This window comes from Bacillus sp. 7884-1, from assembly GCF_002272245.1.
GTDB lineage: Bacteria > Bacillota > Bacilli > Bacillales > Cytobacillaceae > Neobacillus.
Window position 1 is genome coordinate 49,655 of the sequence record NZ_NPDD01000016.1, and the last position, 21,041, is coordinate 70,695.

The window sequence follows — 21,041 nt, forward strand, 5'->3', positions numbered from 1 at the left end:
CACTAGTCTAATAGGAAAATATAAAAGGATTCTAAACTAAGTATTAAATTTTTCTTAAATAGTTAAGGTCAGAAAAATCAGTTTTACGATAATTTTCAAAAATTGAACAATATGTCTTGGAAATTATCTGAATTTACTATAAAATAGAGAAAATAATAAAATTCAAATAATGAAAACACAATGATTGGGAGTAATAAGGAATATTTATTGCCCAGAGAGCTGTCGGATGGTGAAAGACAGTCAATAAATTCCCCAACTCGCCCAGGAGTGGTAAGGCTGATATGTAGGTCTTAACGGTTGACCGCCGTCACCAAGTCTTAAAGTGGGTTCGTTTGTTTCTAAACGAACCAAAAAGAGTGGTACCACGAAGGCAAAGCCTATCGTCTCTTATGAGATGATAGGCTTTTTTATGTTTATAAAATTATCAAAAAAGGTGGTTGTTTTGAATGAGAAATATTGAAAAGTACTCTAGAGGATATTTTATGCCCCCAGTCAAAAGTTTGAAATGGACAGAGAAGGAGTACATAACGGAGGCTCCTACTTGGTGCAGTGTGGATTTGAGAGATGGAAATCAAGCGTTAGTTGTCCCTATGAGTCTGGAAGAAAAATTAGAATATTTTCAGCTGCTGTTGGAAGTAGGTTTCAAGGAAATAGAAGTTGGCTTTCCTGCTGCATCCGAAACAGAATTTCAATTTTTACGGACATTGATTGAACAGGATTTGATTCCGGAGGATGTTACCGTCCAAGTGTTAACACAATCTAGAGAAGCGATTATTAAAAAGACATTTGAAGCGCTTGAAGGTGTGAACAAAGCGGTGGTGCACCTATATAATTCTACATCAGTAGCACAGCGTGTGCAGGTATTTAAAAAATCGAATGATGAGATAATCGATATTGCCTTAACAGGTGCGAAATTGCTTAAAAAATATGCTGCTGAGACAGAAGGGAACTTCCAGTTCCAGTATTCACCAGAAAGTTTTACGGGTACAGAGATGGAATTTGCACTGGATATTTGTAACCGGGTACTTGATATTTGGCAGCCTACTGCTGAGAACAAAGTGATAATAAATCTCCCGGCTACTGTGTCTATGTCCATGCCCCATGTTTATGCAAGCCAAATTGAATTTATGGGAGATCATCTAAATTACCGGGACAGTGTAATCCTGTCACTCCATCCGCATAATGACAGAGGAACGGGAGTTGCTGATGCAGAGCTAGGAATGCTCGCCGGAGCGCAGAGAGTCGAAGGTACACTGTTTGGAAATGGTGAAAGAACAGGTAACGTAGACATCGTAACCCTTGCATTAAACATGTATTCACATGGGGTCGATCCTCAGCTTAATTTTGTAAATATCCGTGAAACTATCAAGAAGTGTGAAAAATTAACAAAAATGAAAGTTCATGAAAGACACCCATATGGCGGCGACCTCGTCTTTACTGCATTCTCAGGATCCCATCAGGATGCTATTTCCAAGGGGATGAAATGGCGTGAGGAAGAAGAACGTCAGTACTGGACAGTACCTTATCTATTAATTGATCCAAAGGATATTGGCAGAGAATATGAAGGAGATATCATCCGAATTAACAGCCAATCTGGTAAAGGGGGTATTGGCTATATCCTTGAGCAGCATTATGGGCTTGATATGCCTGCAAAAATGCGTGAAAACTTCGGATATAAAGTGAAAGATGAATCTGATCGAATGCACAAGGAAATTAAGCCAGATGAAATCTATGAAATTTTTACTCATGAATATGTGAATATTAGTGCTCCGCTCACGTTTATCAATTACCGCCCTACCCAAGGTAATCATTATGAAACGATTGTATCAATCAGTATAGATAACGTAGACCATGAATTCACGGGTGACGGGAATGGAAGACTTGACGCCATCAGTAACATTCTTCAAACTCAACTGGATATCTCATATAAAGATTTAGTTTATAAGGAGCATGCGCTAGAAAGTGGGTCCCGATCAAACGCTGTTTCTTATGTAGGTATTACTTCTATGGATGGTGCTGAATATTGGGGCTGCGGGATTGACGCTGATATTATGACGTCCTCTGTAAAAGCTTTGTTTAGTGCCGTTAACAACATGATAACCACCCTCAATGTACCAATAGGAAAAGGATTTTCACTAAATAAAAGAAGATAAAACATAGATTATAAAATAGAACCAACAGCAAGTATTATTCATGCTGTTGGTTTTTTAGTGCAGTTTACTCTTATTATACGAAACTTTCCGCATACAGGTGAATAGCATGTAGGCAAAAGGGATCGCCCATGTTGTTCAGTCAGCAGAACTGGAATTGAGGTGAGTCCATCAAAAAGTAATGGATAGATTGGAGGTAAGTTGATGCAGTTATTTTACACAGTCCGTCATGGGGATACACTTTATCAGATTGCGAGACGCTGGGAGCTGCCGGTAGAGTCGCTGATTGCGGCGAATAATCTTTCCTCGCCAAACTCGATATTCGCGGGGCAGCAGCTTTCCGTTCCTCCTGGTGTTAATGTCATTCGTGTGAAAACAGGAGATACGGTTTATCAAATTTCTAAAAACTTTGGGGTTCCAACTTCGGTTATTATCCAAAACAATCAGCTACAGCCGCCTTACCTAATCCAAACTGGTCAATTGTTGAAAGTACCACCTGGTGTTCCATATTACGTGGTTCAGCCTGGAGATACCTTATTCCAAATCGCAAGCCGCTTTAACGTCATAACAGGGGACCATAGCAACTTCGAGTTACTAATGAAAGTTAATAACCTGTCTTCTAACGTTATTTCACCAGGTATGCAACTCATCATTCCATACGCTCCTCCTGGTGACAGAGGTTTAATTGCTTATACCACCAATCGAAGTGGCAGCTATGATATTTGGATCTATAATCCTAGTAACGGTGTGAACCAACAGATCACTAATGGATTAGCAGAATCTTATTCAACTCCGTTTTGGTCACCTGACAGCACAAAGATCGCCTTTATCGGAAAAAATGCAATCCTTATGATTCTTAATTTAGCTGATAACCGTATCGCTCAAATTGATCAGTTTGCTGACGGCTTGGGTGTTTTCCTAGATTGGTCTCCTAATAGCCAAGAGATCGTTTATACAAAACCAAATGGTTTGGTCATTTACAATGTATTTACTCATCGAGCACGAATCCTAAATGCTCCTGGTTCAACAGACGCACAATGGTTTCCGAGCGGTACGGATTTGCTATTTCAACAAGCAGATACAAAGGGAGTAAGCCAGCTTTTTCGTATTAAAACCAATGGAACTGGCAAAATGCAAGTCACTCGAAATACAGGTGGACGACTTAATAATGTTCGACTATCTCCTGACGGAACCTATGCTTTATATACGACCCCAGGTGCTAGTATCTCAATCATTTACAGTGTAAACCTTACAACTGGAAACGTAATAGAAGTAAAAGGAGGTCCATTAGCGAAAAATTACTTCCCGACCTGGTCACCTGATTCCTCAAGCATGGCATTTAGTGCAACTGCTTTTGAAAACCTTGGATATTTCTCGCTGTTAAGGACAGCGGGTAGACAGGGAATGAACGAAGTAACGAGAGCGATTTCCGATTGCTTTGCCACCCCTATGACCTGGTCGCCAGATAACAGGAAAATTGCCTATCTTTCTGGATGTAAACAACAAGGTAGTTCCAGTGAAATCTGGCTGATGGATTTATCTCATCCCGTTCCAATACAACTAGTAGAAGGTGGGGAAATTACAGCCTTGCAATGGTCACCGTTACCAATTACTTCCCTCAAAAAAACATACTCCAATTCAGTATATAAAGTTCGTTTTCAATATCCATCCCATTGGCAGCGAGTGACCGATGAAAGATACGAAGGAGCAGGTGGTTTCTTTCAAATTGCAGCTATAGCCTCTGACCAATCGATCGAAGTGGTTTGTCAAAATGAAGCCTTCCACCAACTGAACCCATATGGCACCCAACCGGGCATCCAACACACACAAGTCCAAAATCAACCGGCATGCTTCATTTATCCGTCCCAAGACCAGCCAGCCGAAATGAGAAATCAAGCAGCACTCATCATTGAATATCCAACACCAATTTTAATAGATGGAACAGAATATAATTACTTTATTCTTTGGGCAGATCAGAACCATATAAGGGAAATTAGTACATCACTTACATTTCTGTAAGATGTTATTATAAATCGAGTTGCTCTATCTTTAGAGCAACTTTTTACAAAGTAAATAGTCCCCATGTCATAAGAGAGGAAGACTATTTTATTAATTATGTAATATTTTGTTTAGCCTTCATGTAGACCTCTTCGTACGGTTGGATAACAACAAAGCCGTCACCTTCAAATTTCATTTGAATCGACTCTCCACTGCCTCTTCCCAAAAATGTTTTTAATGTAATATCAGTTTGGAAGGTTGGCATGAGATTACCAGACCATGCTACTGTTGCATTTGGATCAGTAATAACTGGGTTTCCTGGAGTTACCCTTAATGTGATTGGTTCATAATGCGCAGTAAAGGCAATCATTCCAGTTCCTTCGCAGCGAACATTAAATAATCCGCCAGCAAGCATCCCGGCAATACGCTTCATTAATTTAATTTCCCATTTAATACTAGGTTCAAAGGCTAATAGGTCATTCCCATTTATGAAGATGGAATCGTTTTGTAAATTTAGGATAATAATTTTCTTTCCACTATCGGCAAGATATAATTTACCTCTCCCGTTCGCTTTCATCAAAGAGGCGCCTTCACCCGTAAACGCCTTTTTGAATGCAGTTCCGAGCCCATGTTCTAAAATTCCTTCACGGACAAACTTTATCTCTCCGTGGTATGCTACCATTGATCCAGCTTTGGCCCATACCATCCCGTCTAAGTTTACCTCCAACATTCGAGGAGTCTCTAACTCAAAAAAACCTTCTCCTTTATCTTTCTGCTCCGTTTGCTTGATAAATTCTTCAATTGAGTATCTGCTCAATGCTCCCACATCCTTCCATACTATTAGTACGAATACCCGAGTGTTTATGTTTCACTTTTATAAAAAAGAACCCACTGCAGCGGTCCGTTTAGTGGGCTCTAAAAAAGGTTTATTTTTGCTGCTAAACTAGTAAATTCATTGTTTCTTTTTTACTAATAGAGAATGGGCATTTCCGACTTTTTCTTCTAGGTAACTTAAAGAGTAGTTTCCGGAAGGGTCTGTTAAGTCACCAACAGCACGTGATAGGTTATCGATTACCATTGTTAGGAGTTTAGGTGGAATTTGTACTTCTCTCAAATTTACCTCATCCATAATTTCATGAGCAAGCCTCTGGATTTTTCGTAAGCGCATACCCTCAGATGTCATCATTTTTCATGTCCTCCTTCAATATCATCCTGCCAAAAATATATGTGGCTCGAACAAATTCTTGCCAAAAATTTAATAATTCAATTAATTTAGTATCTAAATTTATGAAATTGATTGACATTGATAATCATTATCAATTATTATCAAATTAAATAGATTTTTTGCGGGGGATGTAAATGAATCAAATACAGACAATAACAGAAGAGAACTTAAAAGATTTCATCACCTGTCCCTATAAATTTTATTTTGAGTTTATTGAGAAGAGAAAAAAATCGATAAACTGGAGGCAAGTCGTCCAACATGTCGTGAATAAAGTTATATATTCCGTTTATCAGCTTCCAGCCGAACACCGTCATTCAGGTAAAGTGTTAAGGTTGATTGATGAATATTGGAGTAAGGTCTCTCCCCAAATATTTGAATCAAGGATTCACTATTATTTGGTCATCGCAAAAATAACAGATTATCTAATGGAAAATATCACAGCCGAATCGAAGAGAACACCACCCTTATTTTTGTTTGAAAAACTAAATACATATATTGAGGAACTGGAAGTTGATTTATCATTAACGCTTGATGTTGCTGAGTGGTCTGATTCCTCCTTTGTAATAAAAAAGTACTTAGTCGACGCTTCGCCAGAAATGTTAACGCTTTACTATCATTTGTCAATCGTTTTTTCTGAGAAGGTATTAAAAAGAACTCCGAAGAGAGTAGAAGTGGTTACACTTCTGGACGGAAAGAAGCATGTCTTTACCCCGACCAAAGAGGATTTACAGCAAGGTCTTAACTACCTGCAAGTAATGAAGTACTCAATTGAGGATTCTTCTAACTACTTTAAGACGAACAATGTAAATGAATGCAATATATGTCCATTTCTAGAGGAATGTGATCACGAAGCAAGAGAGTTTACGCAAAAAAAGTACTTGTCATAATCTAATTTTTAAATAGGCGAAGGGTCCATAAAATTATATGAGACCAATCATGCTTATTGTTAATAAATTCCTAAGCTGGGACACATTGGTTGTGTTTTATTATTCATTTAGTTGTAAATGTTGTTCTGGAGACCCCATTTCATGTAAAATAGGTTGATGGACTGAAATATTAATTGTAAATAAACAAAGCATGGGGGACATAAAGTGTCGTATCAATTGAATAAAAAGTTTAAATTGTTTTCATTAAATTCAAATCAAAGTCTGGCAAAAGAAATAGCTGCACATTTAGGCTGTGAGGTTGGGAAGAGCTCGGTCAAACAATTTAGTGATGGGGAAATCCAGGTGAATATAGAGGAAAGCGTGCGGGGCTGTGATGTATATGTTGTTCAATCGACTTCACATCCAAATAATGATCATATCATGGAGCTGCTCATTATGATTGATGCTTTGAAAAGAGCTTCAGCCAAAATGATTAACGTTGTTATCCCTTATTACAGCTATGCACGTCAGGATCGTAAAGCAAGATCAAGGGAACCAATTACAGCCAAATTAATTGCGAACCTTCTAGAAAAATCAGGTGCAACCAGGGTATTGACGATGGACTTTCATTCACCACAGGTCCAGGGCTTTTTTGATATTCCAGTGGATCAGTTAGTTGGAATTCCGATTCTAACCGAGTATTTTGAGAAAAAGGGACTTGAGGATGTGGTTGTTGTTGCACCACATAATGGTGCTGTTGGGAGAGCAAGGAAAATGGCCAATATTTTAAATGCCCCCATTGCCCTCATTGATCGACGACGTCCTGAACCTAATGTTTCCGAAATATTTGAGATCATTGGGAATGTTGAAGGGAAAAATACGATTATTGTTGATGATTTAATTAATACTGCTACAACGCAGACTTTAGCTGCCAATGCCTTAGTAGAGCATGGGGCAAAAGCAGTTTACGCTTGCTGTACACATGCTGTTCTCTCACAATCTGCTGTTGAAAAAATTGAATCATCAGCTATTCAAGAATTAGTGATAACGAACACGATTGAGCAGACCGAAGAAAAGATGATTAATAAAATTACGATGTTGTCTGTAGCCCCATTACTAGCAGACGCAATTGACCGAATTCATAATGAAAGAGCAGTGAGTCCATTATTTGAATAGGAAAATAATAAAGAGCCGTGACAACACGGCTCTTTTGCTTGGGCTTTTCAATCATTAAACTAGGTTAAATACATAAAGTGACTACCGATTTGATGGATTCGGGCATTTTTATCAACACTTTTATAAACCAATTTTCTTTTCAAATATTCCTGGCGTTTTAGTTCCTTCAATTACGGTGTATTCATTCTTCTTATATGCAAACCAATACGCCATACCGATAAACAGTGCGCCGCCAACGGCATTGCCTAAGAAGACAGGGATGAAATTATTTAAATAATCCATCCAGGTAAGGTGTCCAGCAAATATTGCTGCTGGGATGACGAACATGTTGGCAACCACGTGTTGAAATCCAATCGCGACAAATGCCATAGTTGGAAACCAAATGCCTGCAATTTTTCCAATCATATCTTCACTTCCATAGGATAGCCACACAGCTGCAGCTACAAGCCAGTTACAGCCGATACCTGAGACAAAAGCCTGAAGAAAGGTTGCATCTATTTTGTGTTCAGCAATATGAACTGTACTTTCCAAATAGACGCCTGTTTCCGTTAAACCTACAATATGTCCAAAAAAGTATGCCACGAAGATGGCGCCTAGAAAATTGCTGACCGTGATAAGAAGCCAATTTTGCATAACCTGTTTCGTTTTAATTTTATTTGAGAATCTTGCCAGCGGAACTACCATCATATTCCCAGTAAGCAGCTCTCCGCCTGCAATTAATGTAAGGATTAGTCCGATTGGGAAGACTGAGGCACCTAAAATCGCGCTAAGCCCGGATAAACCTTCGGACAGCGGTGCTGTCACACGTATATATAGCAGGAATCCTAATGAAATAAATGCACCTGCTTGGAATCCTAATAGAAGGGTGGTTAATAATGGATAACTGGTCTTTTTTATTCCATTTTTAATTGATATTTCTAGTATTTGATCGGGTTTGTATAGTGACATGACTGTTTTTCCTTTCTAACTGCAAATATTGTGAAGTTCATCACATATTTATTTGTCTTCATTTTAACGCAATACAGCACAATATGCTGTGAACATTTCTTTAACTTTTTTATGAATTATTAAGTTGTTTTTTTTCACAGGGTGGATATTCGTTAGTGCGGTTTTTTATTCAGTTAACAAGTCCCCAATTTTGGGTTAAAATTAGATTATTAATATTGGTACTGCTTTTTGGAGGAATGGTTTATGGCTGTTGTTAAATCCGTAAAAATTGATGGGGAGAATATACATATCTTTAATAGTGCGATTTATATCTTCGAATCAAATTCGGGTTACACGCTTGAATTGGATTTGATTGTAAGTGAGGTTACGGAGAGAAAATATAAAAAAGAGCAAAATCTAATTATTGAGATAGAGCTAGAAAATGGCAGACTGATAGATTCCATCATGCATCTAAAAACCCTTTCGGGAGGATTGCCGCAGCTTAATTTATTCTGTGACCTCGAGACAATAGATGAGTACGGAGATCTTGATCGGGTGAATGAGAGTAGTTCATGGTTTCCCAATGTTGAAGAGGGAGTATCGTTAGAAGAAATTAGAAAAGTAGAAATGCCTAATGAAAACATTAGCCTAAAATTAAATCTGCCCATCAATCAGGTCGAATGGTTAAAAAAGCAAAAAAAGGCGAGTTTAAATGAATTGATGCAAGACTTTATATCTGAATATTGGAAAAAGCAGGAATGAAATGAGTGTTTTTTAAAAATAGTGGGGGTGGAACTTCGATGGCAGCAACACCAAAACCGGCTTCAACCGTTGTATTGATGGACGAATCATCAAGGGTGTATTTAACAAAACGGCCAACCACGATGAGGTTTATGGGGGGATTTCACGTTTTTCCCGGAGGAGCCGTAGAAAAATATGATGCATTTATTGAAAATGATTATGTGAATACCAATGAAACACAGCTTTCTATTAGTCTTTCATATTATGTCGCTGCAGCAAGAGAATTATTTGAAGAAGTTGGGATTTTGTTGGGTAACAAGAAAGACGGTTCACCTGTTCAATTGCCAATGGAAAAGGTAGAAAAATATCGAAAAGATCTTCTAGAAGGTGAAATACCTTTTATTCGAGTGTTAGAACAAGAAAATCTTTATTTTGATCCTCAATGTTTAAGATATTTCGGTCAAATTATCACACCTGAGGAAAGTCCGATTCGTTTTGATACCCGTTTCTTTCTAGCGAAGCTACCAGAAGGTCAAAATCCAGAACCAGATCAAAAGGAAATTGATGAAGCCGCCTGGATCAAGCCAGAAGAAGCATTAGCTGCATTTCAAAATAAAGAAATAAAACTTGCACCACCTACCATTCTCACACTTCAAGCAATCATTGACTTCCAAAAAAGCGGTATCTTAAAGTTGTCCGTATCCAAAGACGATTTGATGCGTTTAATTCATTTGATAAAAAATTTATAGTATATTGTTTATTCTTCATGCAGAAGGGGACCTGGTTCATGCAAATTACATTTGAAAATATCTTTATTCATAGTCATGTAGTAGCTGAGAATAATCTATATAAACATTTTCACTTTCCAGAAATGTTATCAAGATATGATAGTAATTATATTGAGTTTAAAACCTTTCCTACACTGGGTGAATTCAAAAACACAGAAAGTTATTTAAGAGAGTACCATCAAAGAAATGGTCAGAAACACGTAAAATTCAAATTTCCTGTTGATAAAAAAGTCCCAGCTGAGGTAGTGAATTACTTAAATCAAGCAAATTATGATATTGGTTTTCTCGAACTATATGCTATTCAACCAAATCGGTTTCCAGGCGTGAAGGATAACCCAGACATTGAGGTTCAAATCATAACAGAAAAAAACCTGAGGGATTTTCTTTCCTTACAGTATCAGCAGGATATCGTATTTGGCAGTGATTTTGCCAATCAAAAGGTAGAGTTAAATAAACGTATCTTTGAAGACCCTACTATCATGCAACTGCTAGCCTTATATAAAGGTACTCCGGCGGGGGCAGTGGATGTAATCATTTCGAAGGACACTGCCGAAATTGATAATCTAGGAGTCGATGAAGCCTTTCAAAAGAAAGGAATCGGAAGCAGAATACAAAAATTTGTGATGGATACCTTCCATGATAAGACCGTTATCCTCGTCGCGGATGGTCAGGACACACCAAAAGAAATGTATAAAAGGCAAAACTATCAATATCTTGGTTATCAATATTACACCCAAAAAGTTGAAGATTAAGAAAGAAGAAGGACTGGAGAGCCAGTCCTTCTTCGCGTTATAACTTGGTGCCAACTAGGTGCCTGTCACCGGCCGTGGACACTGTCCACCTCAGGCGGACAGTTGGATGGCACATTCATGCTCACCATATGAAAAAGCCAAACCTTTAATATATGGGTTTGGCTTTTTTGTTTAGCGAGATAGTATGGTTTGGTGGTTGTTTTGGTTTGGCGGTACCATCGGATAGACGTTTTCTTCTTCTATTATATTAAACTCCATGAGAACAGGTCCTGTACGCTGAAAGACCTCCGCAATTATCGCACGGGCTTCTTCTTCAGTCTTGGCCTTAAAACCTTCTACACCATAGGCTTGAGCGAGCTGTGCGAATTCAGGAGAAATCATTTTGACTGCTGAATATCGTCCCTGATAAAACAGTTCCTGCCATTGACGCACCATGCCAAGATAGCCATTATTTAAAATGGCAATTTTGATTGGAAGTTGATACTTTGCTATTGTAATTAACTCCTGGAGGTTCATTTGAAAGCTTCCATCTCCAGATACACAAATAACGGATTTTCCAGGATGCGCGGCAGCTGCTCCAATAGCTGCCGGCAGTCCGTAGCCCATCGTTCCTAAACCGCCGGATGTAATGAGAGTTCTAGGCTGAGTAAATGCATAATGATGAGCGGTCCATATTTGATGCTGTCCCACATCTGTAACTACCACGGTATATTGATTGGAATAGTCACTTAATAGTCGGATTACCGTTTGAGGTTTAAGCAGACTATTTGATTTATCAAATCGAGGAACTGTCCGTTTCCATTCCACCACTTCGTTTGTCCAAATTTCCGTATTTCTTTTAATTTGTTGATAATCTAGTTTATTTTTTATATTAAGAATGAACTCTTTTGCATCGCTGACAACAGGTAAGTCTACAGCAATAATTTTATTGATTTCAGCAGGGTCAATATCAACATGAATCTTTATCGACTTTGGTGAAAAACCGCTAATTCTTCCTGTCACACGGTCACTAAAACGAACTCCAATACAAATTAAAAGGTCAGCATGGTGTACAGCTTTATTGGCAGAAAATGTCCCATGCATCCCTAACATCCCTAAATATAATGGGTTTCCTGCTTCCATTGAGCCAATTCCCAAAAGGGAACTTACGACCGGGATTCGAGACCGTTCCACTATCTCTCTTAATTCATGTGCCGCTCCTGAAGCAATAATACCGCCACCGACAAAGAGTACAGGTTTTCTGGCATTTTCAACTAAATCTTTTGCGATTTTAATTGATTTTTCTAATTTGGACTGGTTGACTTTTGTTGGACTATGTCGTTGGGTTGGAAGATCCGTTACAGTAGTATCTGTGGTGAGTTCAATTAAAACAGGACCTGGTCTGCCATTAGCTGCAATCGCTATTGCTTTTTTAAGAACATCTTTAAGACCATTCATGGCGTTAATTTTAAAAGCGTGCTTAGTAATGGCCATTGTGAGACCTGAAATATCTAATTCTTGAAGTGCTTCTTTTTTTATCGGATCCTGCCCAAGGTGACCTGCTATAATGACCAACGGTACGGAATCACTAAAGGCAGTTGCAATCCCTGTAACTCCATTGGTGATTCCGGAAGCGGATGTAAGCAGGACTACCCCGGGGTTACCTGTTGCTCGTGCGTAACCATCAGCAGCATGAACGGCAGCCTGCTCATGCATCATCTGATAAAAACGGACTTTGGAGTCTTTCGAGAACATAACTCCTTGTGCATCACTCCCAAAGAAACATTCCACTCCAAGAGAACTAAAAGATTTTAATAATACTTCTACATCCGAATATTCTTTTACTAATGTCATTCCTTCACCTGATTTCTATTTTTAAAGAATATTCTAAATTATCACGAATGAATTGTATGTGAAATAAATCATGGTTTCAAAGTTTTTAGAGTATTTCTAAGTTTTCAAATGAAATAATTTAAGTAAAAGGAGTAAAATTAATATGGGGGTGGTTTTGTGAATTTGAATTTATTCATTTCCATTGACCTGCTTATGTTTTGTTAAGTAAAGAAGAAATAGTAGAGAGGAAGTGCCGAGAATAATGGATAAAAAATTATTTGATAGGCTCATCCAAGATCTTGAAGAATTATCTGGTGAAATAGGGGATAAAAACAGTAAAAGGCTAAATATTAGTCAATTAATACGCATCATAAAAAGATTGGAATCTTTTTCGGAGGACTGTGAAGGGTGTAGGGACAACCTTTTGGAGTTAAGTAGACTAGTTGAGGAAATGAAGAATATACACGGTCATCTTGAAAAACAAGAATTAAAGGAACATCAACAGAAAGTGAATAATATTATTTCGCATTTACAAAAAATACACAAATTGGTAACAGAAGGCACCTACTTGGCAATTTACATGTCCATCGGTATGAGTTTAGGTTTGGTATTTGGACTGCTCCTTTTAGATAATCTTGCCATGGGATTCCCTTTAGGTATGTTTTTTGGTGTGGCCATTGGAGTAACATTAGATGAGAACGCAAAGAAGAAGGGACTAACGATATAAAAAGTTCCTTCAAGTGTTGCTGACACCACCCGTGGACAAAACGCTATTTTTTGTCCATGGGTGGATAGTTTATGCTCTGAAGTTTTACATTTTTGTGAATTATTAATTATTATATATCCGTCCTAATCTTATAGTGCTATACTTCTGTTATTATTCAGTACTCTTCAAATACTCCTCTAAATATCTTCATTTTGATTTCCAACGTATTTTAAACAACTGAGATCTCATTTCCTTTTTTATCATGTTTATCCAATTAAAATCTTACTTTATTTATAGGAGGTGTTTATCAAAAAAATCATACAAGTTTACTAGAAGATTTTCTATTTAAAAATTTATATTTTTTAGGAGGATAATTATGGGACTTGATATGCATTTATATTCTTTTCCAAGGATTGAAGGAATGAATTTGGCTGAAATTCGTTCAGCTGACATCCATCTAAGTGAGCTAGAAGCAGCAAAGGGCGCTATCTATGAGAAGATAAAGGATCACATTAAGCACTTTGAGGAATTAGAATTCTCCTGGCGGTGTCTTCGAACTGAAATTGCTACATGGCGAAAAGCAAATCAAATTCATCATTGGTTTGTTGAAACTGTCCAAAATGGAAAAGATGATATGTGTTCCTATGAAGTATTTAAGGAAAACCTGCAGGAATTATATACCTCATGCGAAAACGTTTTATTAAAGCGAAAAACACCACATAATGAATTACCCACAAGGACAGGTCCATTTTTCGGAAGTACCTCTTATGATGATTATTATTACTGGGAAGTAGACAGGACCAAAACCATTCTTGAAAATCTCCTCAAAAATTTCAATTTTGATACCCACTATATGGTGTACTGTGCCGATTGGTAAAATCCTTAAATTAAATAATTAAATAAACTTGAAAGAAAATTTGATGAGAATTTGCATGATGATTAGGTGATCTGATAGTTAATGTCAAAACAAAACCCTATCTGCTAACGAGGTAGGGTTTTGTTAATGGAAAATTAGAGGGTTTATCTTAAGAGGGTAGTTAAATAATGTTACTGTTTCTGCGCCAACCATTCTGCAACAATTTTTGCTTCTTCTGGAGTAATGACCCCTGCGGGCATTGCTCCTTTTCTATTTTTAATAATTTTTTCGATATCGTTTTGGGCCGTCCAGAAAACCCAAAAGAACCGTCCCCTTGGTCCCACCCTTGGTCCCAATGGATTATTCCGCACCTCTGTGTTTATTAAATTCAAGATCATTGCCTTTTTCCATTTCATCATCTGTTTGCTCAGGGCTTTCATCATGTAAGAAACGTCTGTTTTCTTGATTTTTATAATCATTGTTACTTTCATTTACGTTTGTTTTACTTTCATTCCGAACAGGACGGAAATTTACATCATTTTCTTGATTTAATGAATCTCTCTTTTCTGCAGAGTTACATCCTGATAATAAACCTATTGAAAGTATAGTTAATAATGTTATTTTCCATATGGATTTCATATGATTACTCCTCGCATCATTTTATTGGGAATATTTTTACTATGTACGTATGTGAAGTTTTTAGTCAAAAAACTGATTGTGTAAATTTTTACAAATAAAAAACCATTTGCATTCCTAAAAATAAGGAAAGCAAATGGTGATCAGGAACCATTTCTTCTGCAATCTTGCTTGTTCCTTTTGCCATAAATGGAATTAGAAGATTTTTAGGATTTTAAAAATTACGTATGGAATCAAGGTAAAAAAGGCTAAAAAAGAAAAGTTGTATAAGCTAAACTTTAGTAAATATTTTTTACCTTCGTGTGGATAGGATTGAATATACAATTTATAGGAAATCACACTTGCCATCGAAGCAATAATAGTTCCTAATCCCCCGATATTTACTCCCAATAATAAAGGCTTCCAATTAGGTGTGAATTCTGCCAAAAGAATGGAAGCAGGGACATTACTAATAAATTGGCTTGAAAGAATAGAATTGAAATAAACCGATGCAGAGTCTTTCAAACTAGCATTTGCCAGTGTATGGACGGCATTTGTATTGGATATATTTCCTACAAAAATGAAAAAACAGATAAAGGTTAACAGTAGCAAATAATCCATTTTAAACAAAAGTTGATGATTCAAAATCACAGCAGTCATTAAAGTAATAATAAATGCAGCCTCGGAAGGGATTACACCAAAAATGGAGGCGAGGATGATGAGTAAAATCACGCTCCAAGCTAATGTTTTCTTTGAATCCGTCATCTGGATCGGAACCATTTCTACCTTCAATTCTTTTCTTTCAAGTCTTCGCATGAAGAAATATAGGAAGATAATACCAAGAATAGCTAGTGAAAGAACCGTCATGAAAAAGGGCACCGGTTTAATTCCATAAAAAGTATAAATAAACAAATTTTGCGGATTTCCCATGGGCGTTAGACTGCTGCCGATATTTGCAGCAATGGTTTGAAGGATAACGGTATCTAACATGGGCATTTTCGTTTTCCTGCTAATAACAAGGGTCAGTGGCACGAATGTTAATAACGCCACATCATTTGTGACAAGCATGGAGCTGAAAAAGCATAACAAGATAAGAATGGCTGATACCGATTTACTATTATTGCACTTGTTTATTATCGAAATAGCGAATTTGTCTAATACTCTTAATTCCTCGAAAGCCTTGATGGCTAACATAAGGTTAAATAAACTCATCAATACAGGAAAATTTAGATAGTCAATTTTAGGAGATTGAAACAAACAGCTTCCCATTGCTAAAACAAGAGAAATGGTAAAAACTATGTCTTTTTTTAGAAAGTTTAGATTAAGCTTAAGTCTTCTTTTATTTTGAATTAATACAGACTCTTTCACACGACACCACCGTTAATCTGTGTTTGATAGATTTGTAGCAACATTTACAACGTAATGATTCTATCATGGTGCTTACTTTTTGGGAATCAAAAGAATTCTAGGTGGGAAATTTTGTGTTATGGGTAGAAATGGTATATTATGCTACTGTACTAAAAAAACAAATTGTAATGGAGGAAATGGAATGTATACTTCAATCTCACATTTTATCGATGAATGGAATCAAGAAGCAGCTTCAACTCAAAAGGTGTTAGATGCCTTAACAGATGAGTCGCTACAACAAAAAGTTTCAGCAGACGACCGCACATTAGGTGCAATCGCTTGGCATATTGTTTCAAGTACACCAGGAATGCTGATGGAATTTGGTGTAACCGTTGAAGCGGTAAAAGACGAAAACAATATTCCGACCTCTGCTAGGGAGATTGCTGAGACATTTAGAAATGTTAGTGCTAACACCAGTAAGGCTATAGGAGAACAATGGACAGATCAAACTTTAAGTGAAATGAAAAACGTATTTGGAATGGAACTGCCAAGGGCCGCAATGCTTAATATGCTCATCAAGCATATTGTTCATCATCGCGGACAAATGACAGTGCTAATGCGTCAAGCAGGTTTACAGGTTCCTGGAATTTATGGTCCTTCAAGAGAAGAATGGAGCCTGATGGGAATGGAAGCACCGACTATCTAAGAATTACATAGTCTTTTTATAGGTAAGCGCCCAGTTTCTGGGTGCTTTTCTTTGTCTAAACAAAAGCTCAAAAAAATATAACAATTGAATTCCTTATTCTCCGATTTTTGACAAATCCCTCAGACTTTTGATGTATTTTGTAGAATAAAATCGAAATTTATTTATTTTGGATGTATAATAGATTCTTGTGTTGTTCTATTAAAAACAAGGAGGTAATATTTTGATGGAATGGACTTTATTTGGATTGTTTCTAATTTCCGCAATATTGCTAGGGTTTTCATTAGTTAAGTCATATCGTGACTCCAAAGTAGAGAAAAAGCAAATTGATTTAGTACATGTTTCCATAATGAAAGAAATCAATAGCATTCAAGACTCAATCCGTGATATCGAGCTTGATATAGAAGTGGTCATAAATGAAGCTGGGATTCAACTTTCTGCAGACGAAAAGCTTTTTTTGCGTGAAGTCATAGACTTATATAGACGTAATTACTCAATTGAAAGCATCGCCGAGAAAAAGGAAGTACCAGAAACTGAAATTGAACAGCTGCTAACACCTTATCTGAAAATAAAGGATGAAGGGGGACTAGTTGCCAATGCGAATTAACTTATTGAGCAGCTTTGCAGCAGGAATACTTATTACTACAACAATTTGTGGTGCTGTTTACTTCACCGATGATAATACCACACAAAAAGCATCAGCTAAATCTACCGAAAAAGTCCAGCTAACTGCATCAGAGATGAAGGATAAACTTGAATCTGAAGGTTATGTCGTACAAACAAAGGAAGAACTTGAAAAGACTTTACAGGCTGCGAAGAGCACTGAAACAAAACCAGCTGATTCAAAAGAAAAGGAAAAGGCTGTAACCCAAGTCTTAGTTAATGTTGCTGATGGGATGACTAGTATCGATGTCGCTAACGCACTCTTTCAAGCAAAATTAATTCCAGATGCTTTCAAATTTACTCAGGATATTGAAGCTAGAGGGCTGCAAAACGCATTAAGACCAGGTTCATATACAGTTAATAGCGACATGTCCTACGACCAAATCATTGCGACTATTTTTACAAATTCATAAGTCAAAAATTAAGCCGCTCTCAATTTGAGACGGCTTTTCTTAATAGTTGAATCTACTAGTATATTCCAAGAATGCTTCGATATGATAAAATTAATCTATTATTATGTACGAAGGAGCAATCATATGGAACATCAATCCTATTTCTATCAATTTATGGAGCCTATCTCCAAAGAATTAGCCCTTGTAGCAAGAGAATTAGAAAATAGTATTTTTTCGAGTCCAAGAACCATGCTGACACATGCTCGTGTCTTTGTGGAAAATATTTTGCAGCAGGTTATAAATGTGGAACAATTGCCCACTGATCCTCGTGCTAATTTAAAAGATCAACTTGATATGCTAAGTGATAAAGGTTATTTAATGAAAGAAGTTCAAGATGCATTGCATTTAATTCGCCAAAATGGAAACCAAGCTGCCCATAATTCGAGAATGTTCCGTTTTTCTGAGGCACTGCTATCATGGGAGGCATTATACAAAATCGTTAAATGGTATGTAGAGGTGTATGGTCCAGTAGATATTACTGTTCCAGATTATCAAGATCCATCTCCTATTATGGAAAAAGGATATGATATGTCTGAGCTTGAAATAAGACTCAAGTCACTTGAAGAGCTTCTTTCAAATTCTGTTCAAAAACTTACCACTGAGACTGCACTAGCGGAAACCGCGGTAAGTGTTGAAACTCCTCCAGAAATAAGCAAAGAGGTAAATCCAGGATTCACGCCTATTCGTACGCTATCGTATAATGGCAGACAACTAGAGGTTCCATACTTTCTTCGGGATGCCTTCTTACTTCCGCAAAGATTTGAAAAATCCGAAACTTTTCTAATAAGACTGGGAGCAGAGCAACAAGCTCGGATTATGAGTGAGCTTCCAAGTAATTTGGATGGTCTTCACAAACATGTAAAACGATACAGTGGTAAGAATGATGAAATACTCTTTGAGGAGTTAAGGATCTATATTGAGGAAGAAAAAATCAGAAGGAAGCTTTCACTCGAACGCTCAGGGGAACTGTTTTTCTTTTACAAGGCTGACCATATCGTTGTTACGGAGGAACTTTCAAAGGTCCTGCTTACCTCAGTTGAATTCACAGGGATTCCAAGTTTATTAAGACAATTAAACGAGGATCAAATTGAAAGTGTGGGGCAGCTTCCAAAGGAACTTGTGATTCTTGCAAAATACGAAAATGTTGGTATTGGAACCGTTGAAAAGCTATTTGAGCAGTTAAAGAAAAAAGTAAATGAAAAAACCATAACACTAGAGGTGGAGGAGTCTAGTCGGCCAAGTTATAAAAAGTGGGAATCCTTGTATATCAATGTAAAGCTTGGAAAAGGGAACACGGTTATTCGTGGTGAAAGTGTACCTGCACTTTGGAAAGAAGGTTTAAATTGGATTGAAGATCACCATCTTCCTCTTCATCAACTAGTAGAAGAAGGTGTTGTCCTTGGGGCAACGGATAATGGTAAACGCTTTGCTGTAGCGCTTAAACCCATTCATAAAGATAAGCGACCATTTACCCAAACGCATACCTATCAATCTAAACTAACGGAGACTACCTATTACCTTGAAACCAAAATCAATCCTAAATCCGGACTCGAAACCCTAGCGAAACTCCTTACACGTTTAGGAGTTGAGGTGAAAATTCCATTACTCGAAAGTGACAATTGATTTTTTTAACACCGGCATTCTACAAGTGAATGTCGGTGTTTTTTTATTTTTCTAAAAATTAAGTATCCCCATGAAACCAGAAGAGTTATAATAAATTGGAATAAATTTAGAGTATCGAAATAAGTTTAGGAAGATATTCTAACTAAAAGGTGTGTTGGAGAAAATGAAAAAGATAGATGAAAACCTGAGTATGAAATCCTTGTTTATATTCTTTATTCCTTTAGGATTGTCTGCCAGTCTTGTTACGATATCTCATATTATTATCAACAGTACATTAGTAAGAGCAGATAATTCAGAATTTATTTTGGCAGGCTATGCGATTGCAATGAGTCTGTTTGTCATTACGGAACGGCTGGGAAATTTGCTTCGTCAAACTTGTTCTTCATTGGTGAGAGATAGAGATTCGTATAAATTAATGTCCCATTTTGCTTTTTATCTCATCATTAGTTTAATGTTGGTGGCCATTTCAGTTGCCTATACACCTGTAGGAGATTTTATTTTTGCGAAAATTTTCGGTGCTAAAGCGAATATGGTGGACGATATTAAGAGCATTTACCAAGTCCTAATCTTTGTTACAATATTTTCTGCACTCCGTTGTTTAGCCCAGGGAATTATTATCTATAACCGACAAACGAAATGGTTAACGATTGGAATGGTCATAAGGCTTGCTGCGATGTATTTGTTGTCCTTATATTTTATTCAGAGTGGCCAAATAACAGGAAAATCAGGTGCGATTATCTTTTTATTAGGGATGATCATTGAATGTATCATCAGTTTCATTGAAGCTAGGAAGTTAATTCGGAAAATGCCTGAGAAACACGAACAACAAATAGAGTCAAAGAGAACTATTTTTAAATTTTATAGCCCACTTATGTTTTCTTCTGTTATCGTCGTTATGATTGGACCAGCTATTAATATTTCTTTAGGGAAAACAGATAATATTGAGCTCGCCATTGCGAGTTATGCTGTCGCCATGAGTGTAACCCAATTGATTTTAAGTTTTTTCACCTATATCCATCAAATTGTCATCAATTTTTATGGAGATCATAACGCCATTGTGAAAAAGTTTTTGCTAGTAGTTGGTTTTGTCCCTTTTATATTGGTGGGGATATTATCATTTACCCCACTAGGAGGACTATTTTTAGAGCATGTGATTGGGGTGAACGGGAGACTATTGGATGCAAGTTTACAAGTGCTCCAAGTTACAATGTTAATGGCCCTTGTGTTTCCGTTTGTAGATTTCTTTAATGGTTTACTAATGGTATATAAGCAAACAAAAGTAACGATTTTTTCTCAGTCTGCCAATTTTGTCGTTACAGTGATTGCGTTAATCATTGGCGTTAATTTTGTCTCACAATGGAATGGGTCAATTGGCGCGATAGCACTTTCGCTTGGATTTTTAGCGGAGTTAGCCGTCGTAAGCAGCTTCGTTCATGCTATAGAATCTAAAGAAGGAAAATTAAATATGTTTCGAATTAAAGGATTATCGAGAGCAGGGAAAAATCGGTAGTTCTTCTGCCTATCTTATAAGTAAATCACCAAATCAGTACTTGGTGATTGCTTTTTTTATTTTTGGCTGTGTTAAATTGGGCTGTTGATTTGTGCTCCACTAAGGAATGCTTCTTCGAATAATCACCGCAG

Annotated in this window: 21 protein-coding genes and 1 other annotated feature; of the genes, 14 read left to right on the top strand and 7 right to left on the bottom strand. The window is 37.1% G+C overall.

Going from position 1 to position 21,041, the window contains the following annotated elements:
- Window positions 1-171: 171 nt before the first annotated feature.
- Window positions 172-391: a binding site (T-box leader), on the top strand.
- Between the two features lie 55 nt (window positions 392-446).
- Both CHI06_RS02080 and CHI06_RS02085 read left to right on the top strand, forming a co-directional pair.
- Complete coding sequence (locus CHI06_RS02080; protein WP_095246759.1) at window positions 447-2,153, top strand: 2-isopropylmalate synthase; 1,707 nt, start codon at window positions 447-449, stop codon at window positions 2,151-2,153.
- Between the two features lie 201 nt (window positions 2,154-2,354).
- On the top strand, window positions 2,355-4,169 hold the full coding sequence (locus CHI06_RS02085; protein WP_095246760.1) for a LysM peptidoglycan-binding domain-containing protein: 1,815 nt from the start codon (window positions 2,355-2,357) through the stop codon (window positions 4,167-4,169).
- Window positions 4,170-4,263: 94 nt separating this feature from the next.
- On the opposite strand, the gene CHI06_RS02090 is transcribed toward CHI06_RS02085, so the two are convergent.
- Window positions 4,264-4,965, bottom strand: coding sequence for an AIM24 family protein (locus CHI06_RS02090; protein ID WP_095246761.1), 702 nt, complete (start codon window positions 4,963-4,965; stop codon window positions 4,264-4,266).
- A 135-nt stretch (window positions 4,966-5,100) separates the two neighbouring features.
- Window positions 5,101-5,331 (bottom strand): hypothetical protein, encoded by a 231-nt coding sequence (locus CHI06_RS02095; protein ID WP_095246780.1) that lies wholly within the window; start codon window positions 5,329-5,331, stop codon window positions 5,101-5,103.
- A 176-nt stretch (window positions 5,332-5,507) separates the two neighbouring features.
- Between CHI06_RS02095 and CHI06_RS02100 the strand changes: the two genes are divergently transcribed.
- Together CHI06_RS02100 and CHI06_RS02105 are read left to right on the top strand one after the other, a co-directional pair.
- Window positions 5,508-6,260, top strand: a complete 753-nt coding sequence (locus tag CHI06_RS02100) for a hypothetical protein (protein WP_095246762.1) — start codon at window positions 5,508-5,510, stop codon at window positions 6,258-6,260.
- A 204-nt stretch (window positions 6,261-6,464) separates the two neighbouring features.
- The gene (locus CHI06_RS02105) at window positions 6,465-7,415 is read left to right on the top strand and encodes a ribose-phosphate diphosphokinase (protein WP_095246763.1); all 951 of its coding nucleotides are present in this window, start codon (window positions 6,465-6,467) and stop codon (window positions 7,413-7,415) included.
- 120 nt (window positions 7,416-7,535) lie between these two features.
- Here CHI06_RS02105 and CHI06_RS02110 read toward each other — a convergent pair whose 3' ends face one another.
- Entirely contained in the window at window positions 7,536-8,363 is an 828-nt protein-coding gene (locus tag CHI06_RS02110; protein ID WP_095246764.1) for a formate/nitrite transporter family protein, read from the bottom strand.
- Window positions 8,364-8,606: 243 nt separating this feature from the next.
- On the opposite strand from CHI06_RS02110, the gene CHI06_RS02115 reads away from it, so the two are divergent.
- The 3 genes from CHI06_RS02115 to CHI06_RS02125 are packed head-to-tail and all read left to right on the top strand — an operon-like array spanning window position 8,607 to window position 10,623.
- The gene (locus CHI06_RS02115; protein WP_095246765.1) at window positions 8,607-9,104 is read left to right on the top strand and encodes a hypothetical protein; all 498 of its coding nucleotides are present in this window, start codon (window positions 8,607-8,609) and stop codon (window positions 9,102-9,104) included.
- 38 nt (window positions 9,105-9,142) lie between these two features.
- A complete protein-coding gene (locus CHI06_RS02120) occupies window positions 9,143-9,832 on the top strand; it encodes an NUDIX hydrolase (protein WP_095246766.1) in 690 nt (229 codons plus the stop codon).
- Window positions 9,833-9,870: 38 nt separating this feature from the next.
- Window positions 9,871-10,623, top strand: coding sequence for a GNAT family N-acetyltransferase (locus CHI06_RS02125; RefSeq protein ID WP_257009133.1), 753 nt, complete (start codon window positions 9,871-9,873; stop codon window positions 10,621-10,623).
- Window positions 10,624-10,794: 171 nt separating this feature from the next.
- Here CHI06_RS02125 and ilvB read toward each other — a convergent pair whose 3' ends face one another.
- Entirely contained in the window at window positions 10,795-12,456 is a 1,662-nt protein-coding gene (gene ilvB / locus CHI06_RS02130) for a biosynthetic-type acetolactate synthase large subunit (protein WP_095246768.1), read from the bottom strand.
- 241 nt (window positions 12,457-12,697) lie between these two features.
- Between ilvB and CHI06_RS30340 the strand changes: the two genes are divergently transcribed.
- Window positions 12,698-13,162: a hypothetical protein gene (locus tag CHI06_RS30340; RefSeq protein WP_257009134.1), complete on the top strand. Its 465-nt coding sequence runs from the start codon at window positions 12,698-12,700 to the stop codon at window positions 13,160-13,162.
- Window positions 13,163-13,517: 355 nt separating this feature from the next.
- Complete coding sequence (locus CHI06_RS02140; RefSeq protein ID WP_095246769.1) at window positions 13,518-14,018, top strand: hypothetical protein; 501 nt, start codon at window positions 13,518-13,520, stop codon at window positions 14,016-14,018.
- A 170-nt stretch (window positions 14,019-14,188) separates the two neighbouring features.
- Here the strand turns inward: CHI06_RS02140 and CHI06_RS29330 are convergent, their stop codons facing one another.
- The 3 genes from CHI06_RS29330 to CHI06_RS02150 all read right to left on the bottom strand — a co-directional run bounded on the left by CHI06_RS29330 (window position 14,189) and on the right by CHI06_RS02150 (window position 15,980).
- Complete coding sequence (locus CHI06_RS29330) at window positions 14,189-14,353, bottom strand: cytochrome c (RefSeq protein ID WP_179292508.1); 165 nt, start codon at window positions 14,351-14,353, stop codon at window positions 14,189-14,191.
- Window positions 14,354-14,357: 4 nt separating this feature from the next.
- Complete coding sequence (locus tag CHI06_RS02145; RefSeq protein WP_095246770.1) at window positions 14,358-14,636, bottom strand: hypothetical protein; 279 nt, start codon at window positions 14,634-14,636, stop codon at window positions 14,358-14,360.
- A gap of 192 nt (window positions 14,637-14,828) precedes the next feature.
- On the bottom strand, window positions 14,829-15,980 hold the full coding sequence (locus CHI06_RS02150) for an SLC13 family permease (RefSeq protein ID WP_095246771.1): 1,152 nt from the start codon (window positions 15,978-15,980) through the stop codon (window positions 14,829-14,831).
- A 181-nt stretch (window positions 15,981-16,161) separates the two neighbouring features.
- On the opposite strand from CHI06_RS02150, the gene CHI06_RS02155 reads away from it, so the two are divergent.
- The 5 genes from CHI06_RS02155 (at window position 16,162) to CHI06_RS02175 (ending at window position 20,910) form a co-directional block, all read left to right on the top strand.
- A complete protein-coding gene (locus tag CHI06_RS02155; RefSeq protein ID WP_095246772.1) occupies window positions 16,162-16,665 on the top strand; it encodes a DinB family protein in 504 nt (167 codons plus the stop codon).
- A 223-nt stretch (window positions 16,666-16,888) separates the two neighbouring features.
- Window positions 16,889-17,269: a hypothetical protein gene (locus tag CHI06_RS02160; RefSeq protein ID WP_095246773.1), complete on the top strand. Its 381-nt coding sequence runs from the start codon at window positions 16,889-16,891 to the stop codon at window positions 17,267-17,269.
- Window positions 17,259-17,738: an aminodeoxychorismate lyase gene (locus tag CHI06_RS02165; protein ID WP_179292509.1), complete on the top strand. Its 480-nt coding sequence runs from the start codon at window positions 17,259-17,261 to the stop codon at window positions 17,736-17,738. The genes CHI06_RS02160 and CHI06_RS02165 overlap by 11 nt, the downstream gene beginning before the upstream one ends.
- A 123-nt stretch (window positions 17,739-17,861) precedes the next feature.
- A complete protein-coding gene (locus CHI06_RS02170; RefSeq protein ID WP_257009135.1) occupies window positions 17,862-19,400 on the top strand; it encodes a DUF4145 domain-containing protein in 1,539 nt (512 codons plus the stop codon).
- 163 nt (window positions 19,401-19,563) lie between these two features.
- A complete protein-coding gene (locus CHI06_RS02175) occupies window positions 19,564-20,910 on the top strand; it encodes a multi antimicrobial extrusion protein MatE (protein ID WP_257009136.1) in 1,347 nt (448 codons plus the stop codon).
- Window positions 20,911-21,041: the final 131 nt, after the last annotated feature.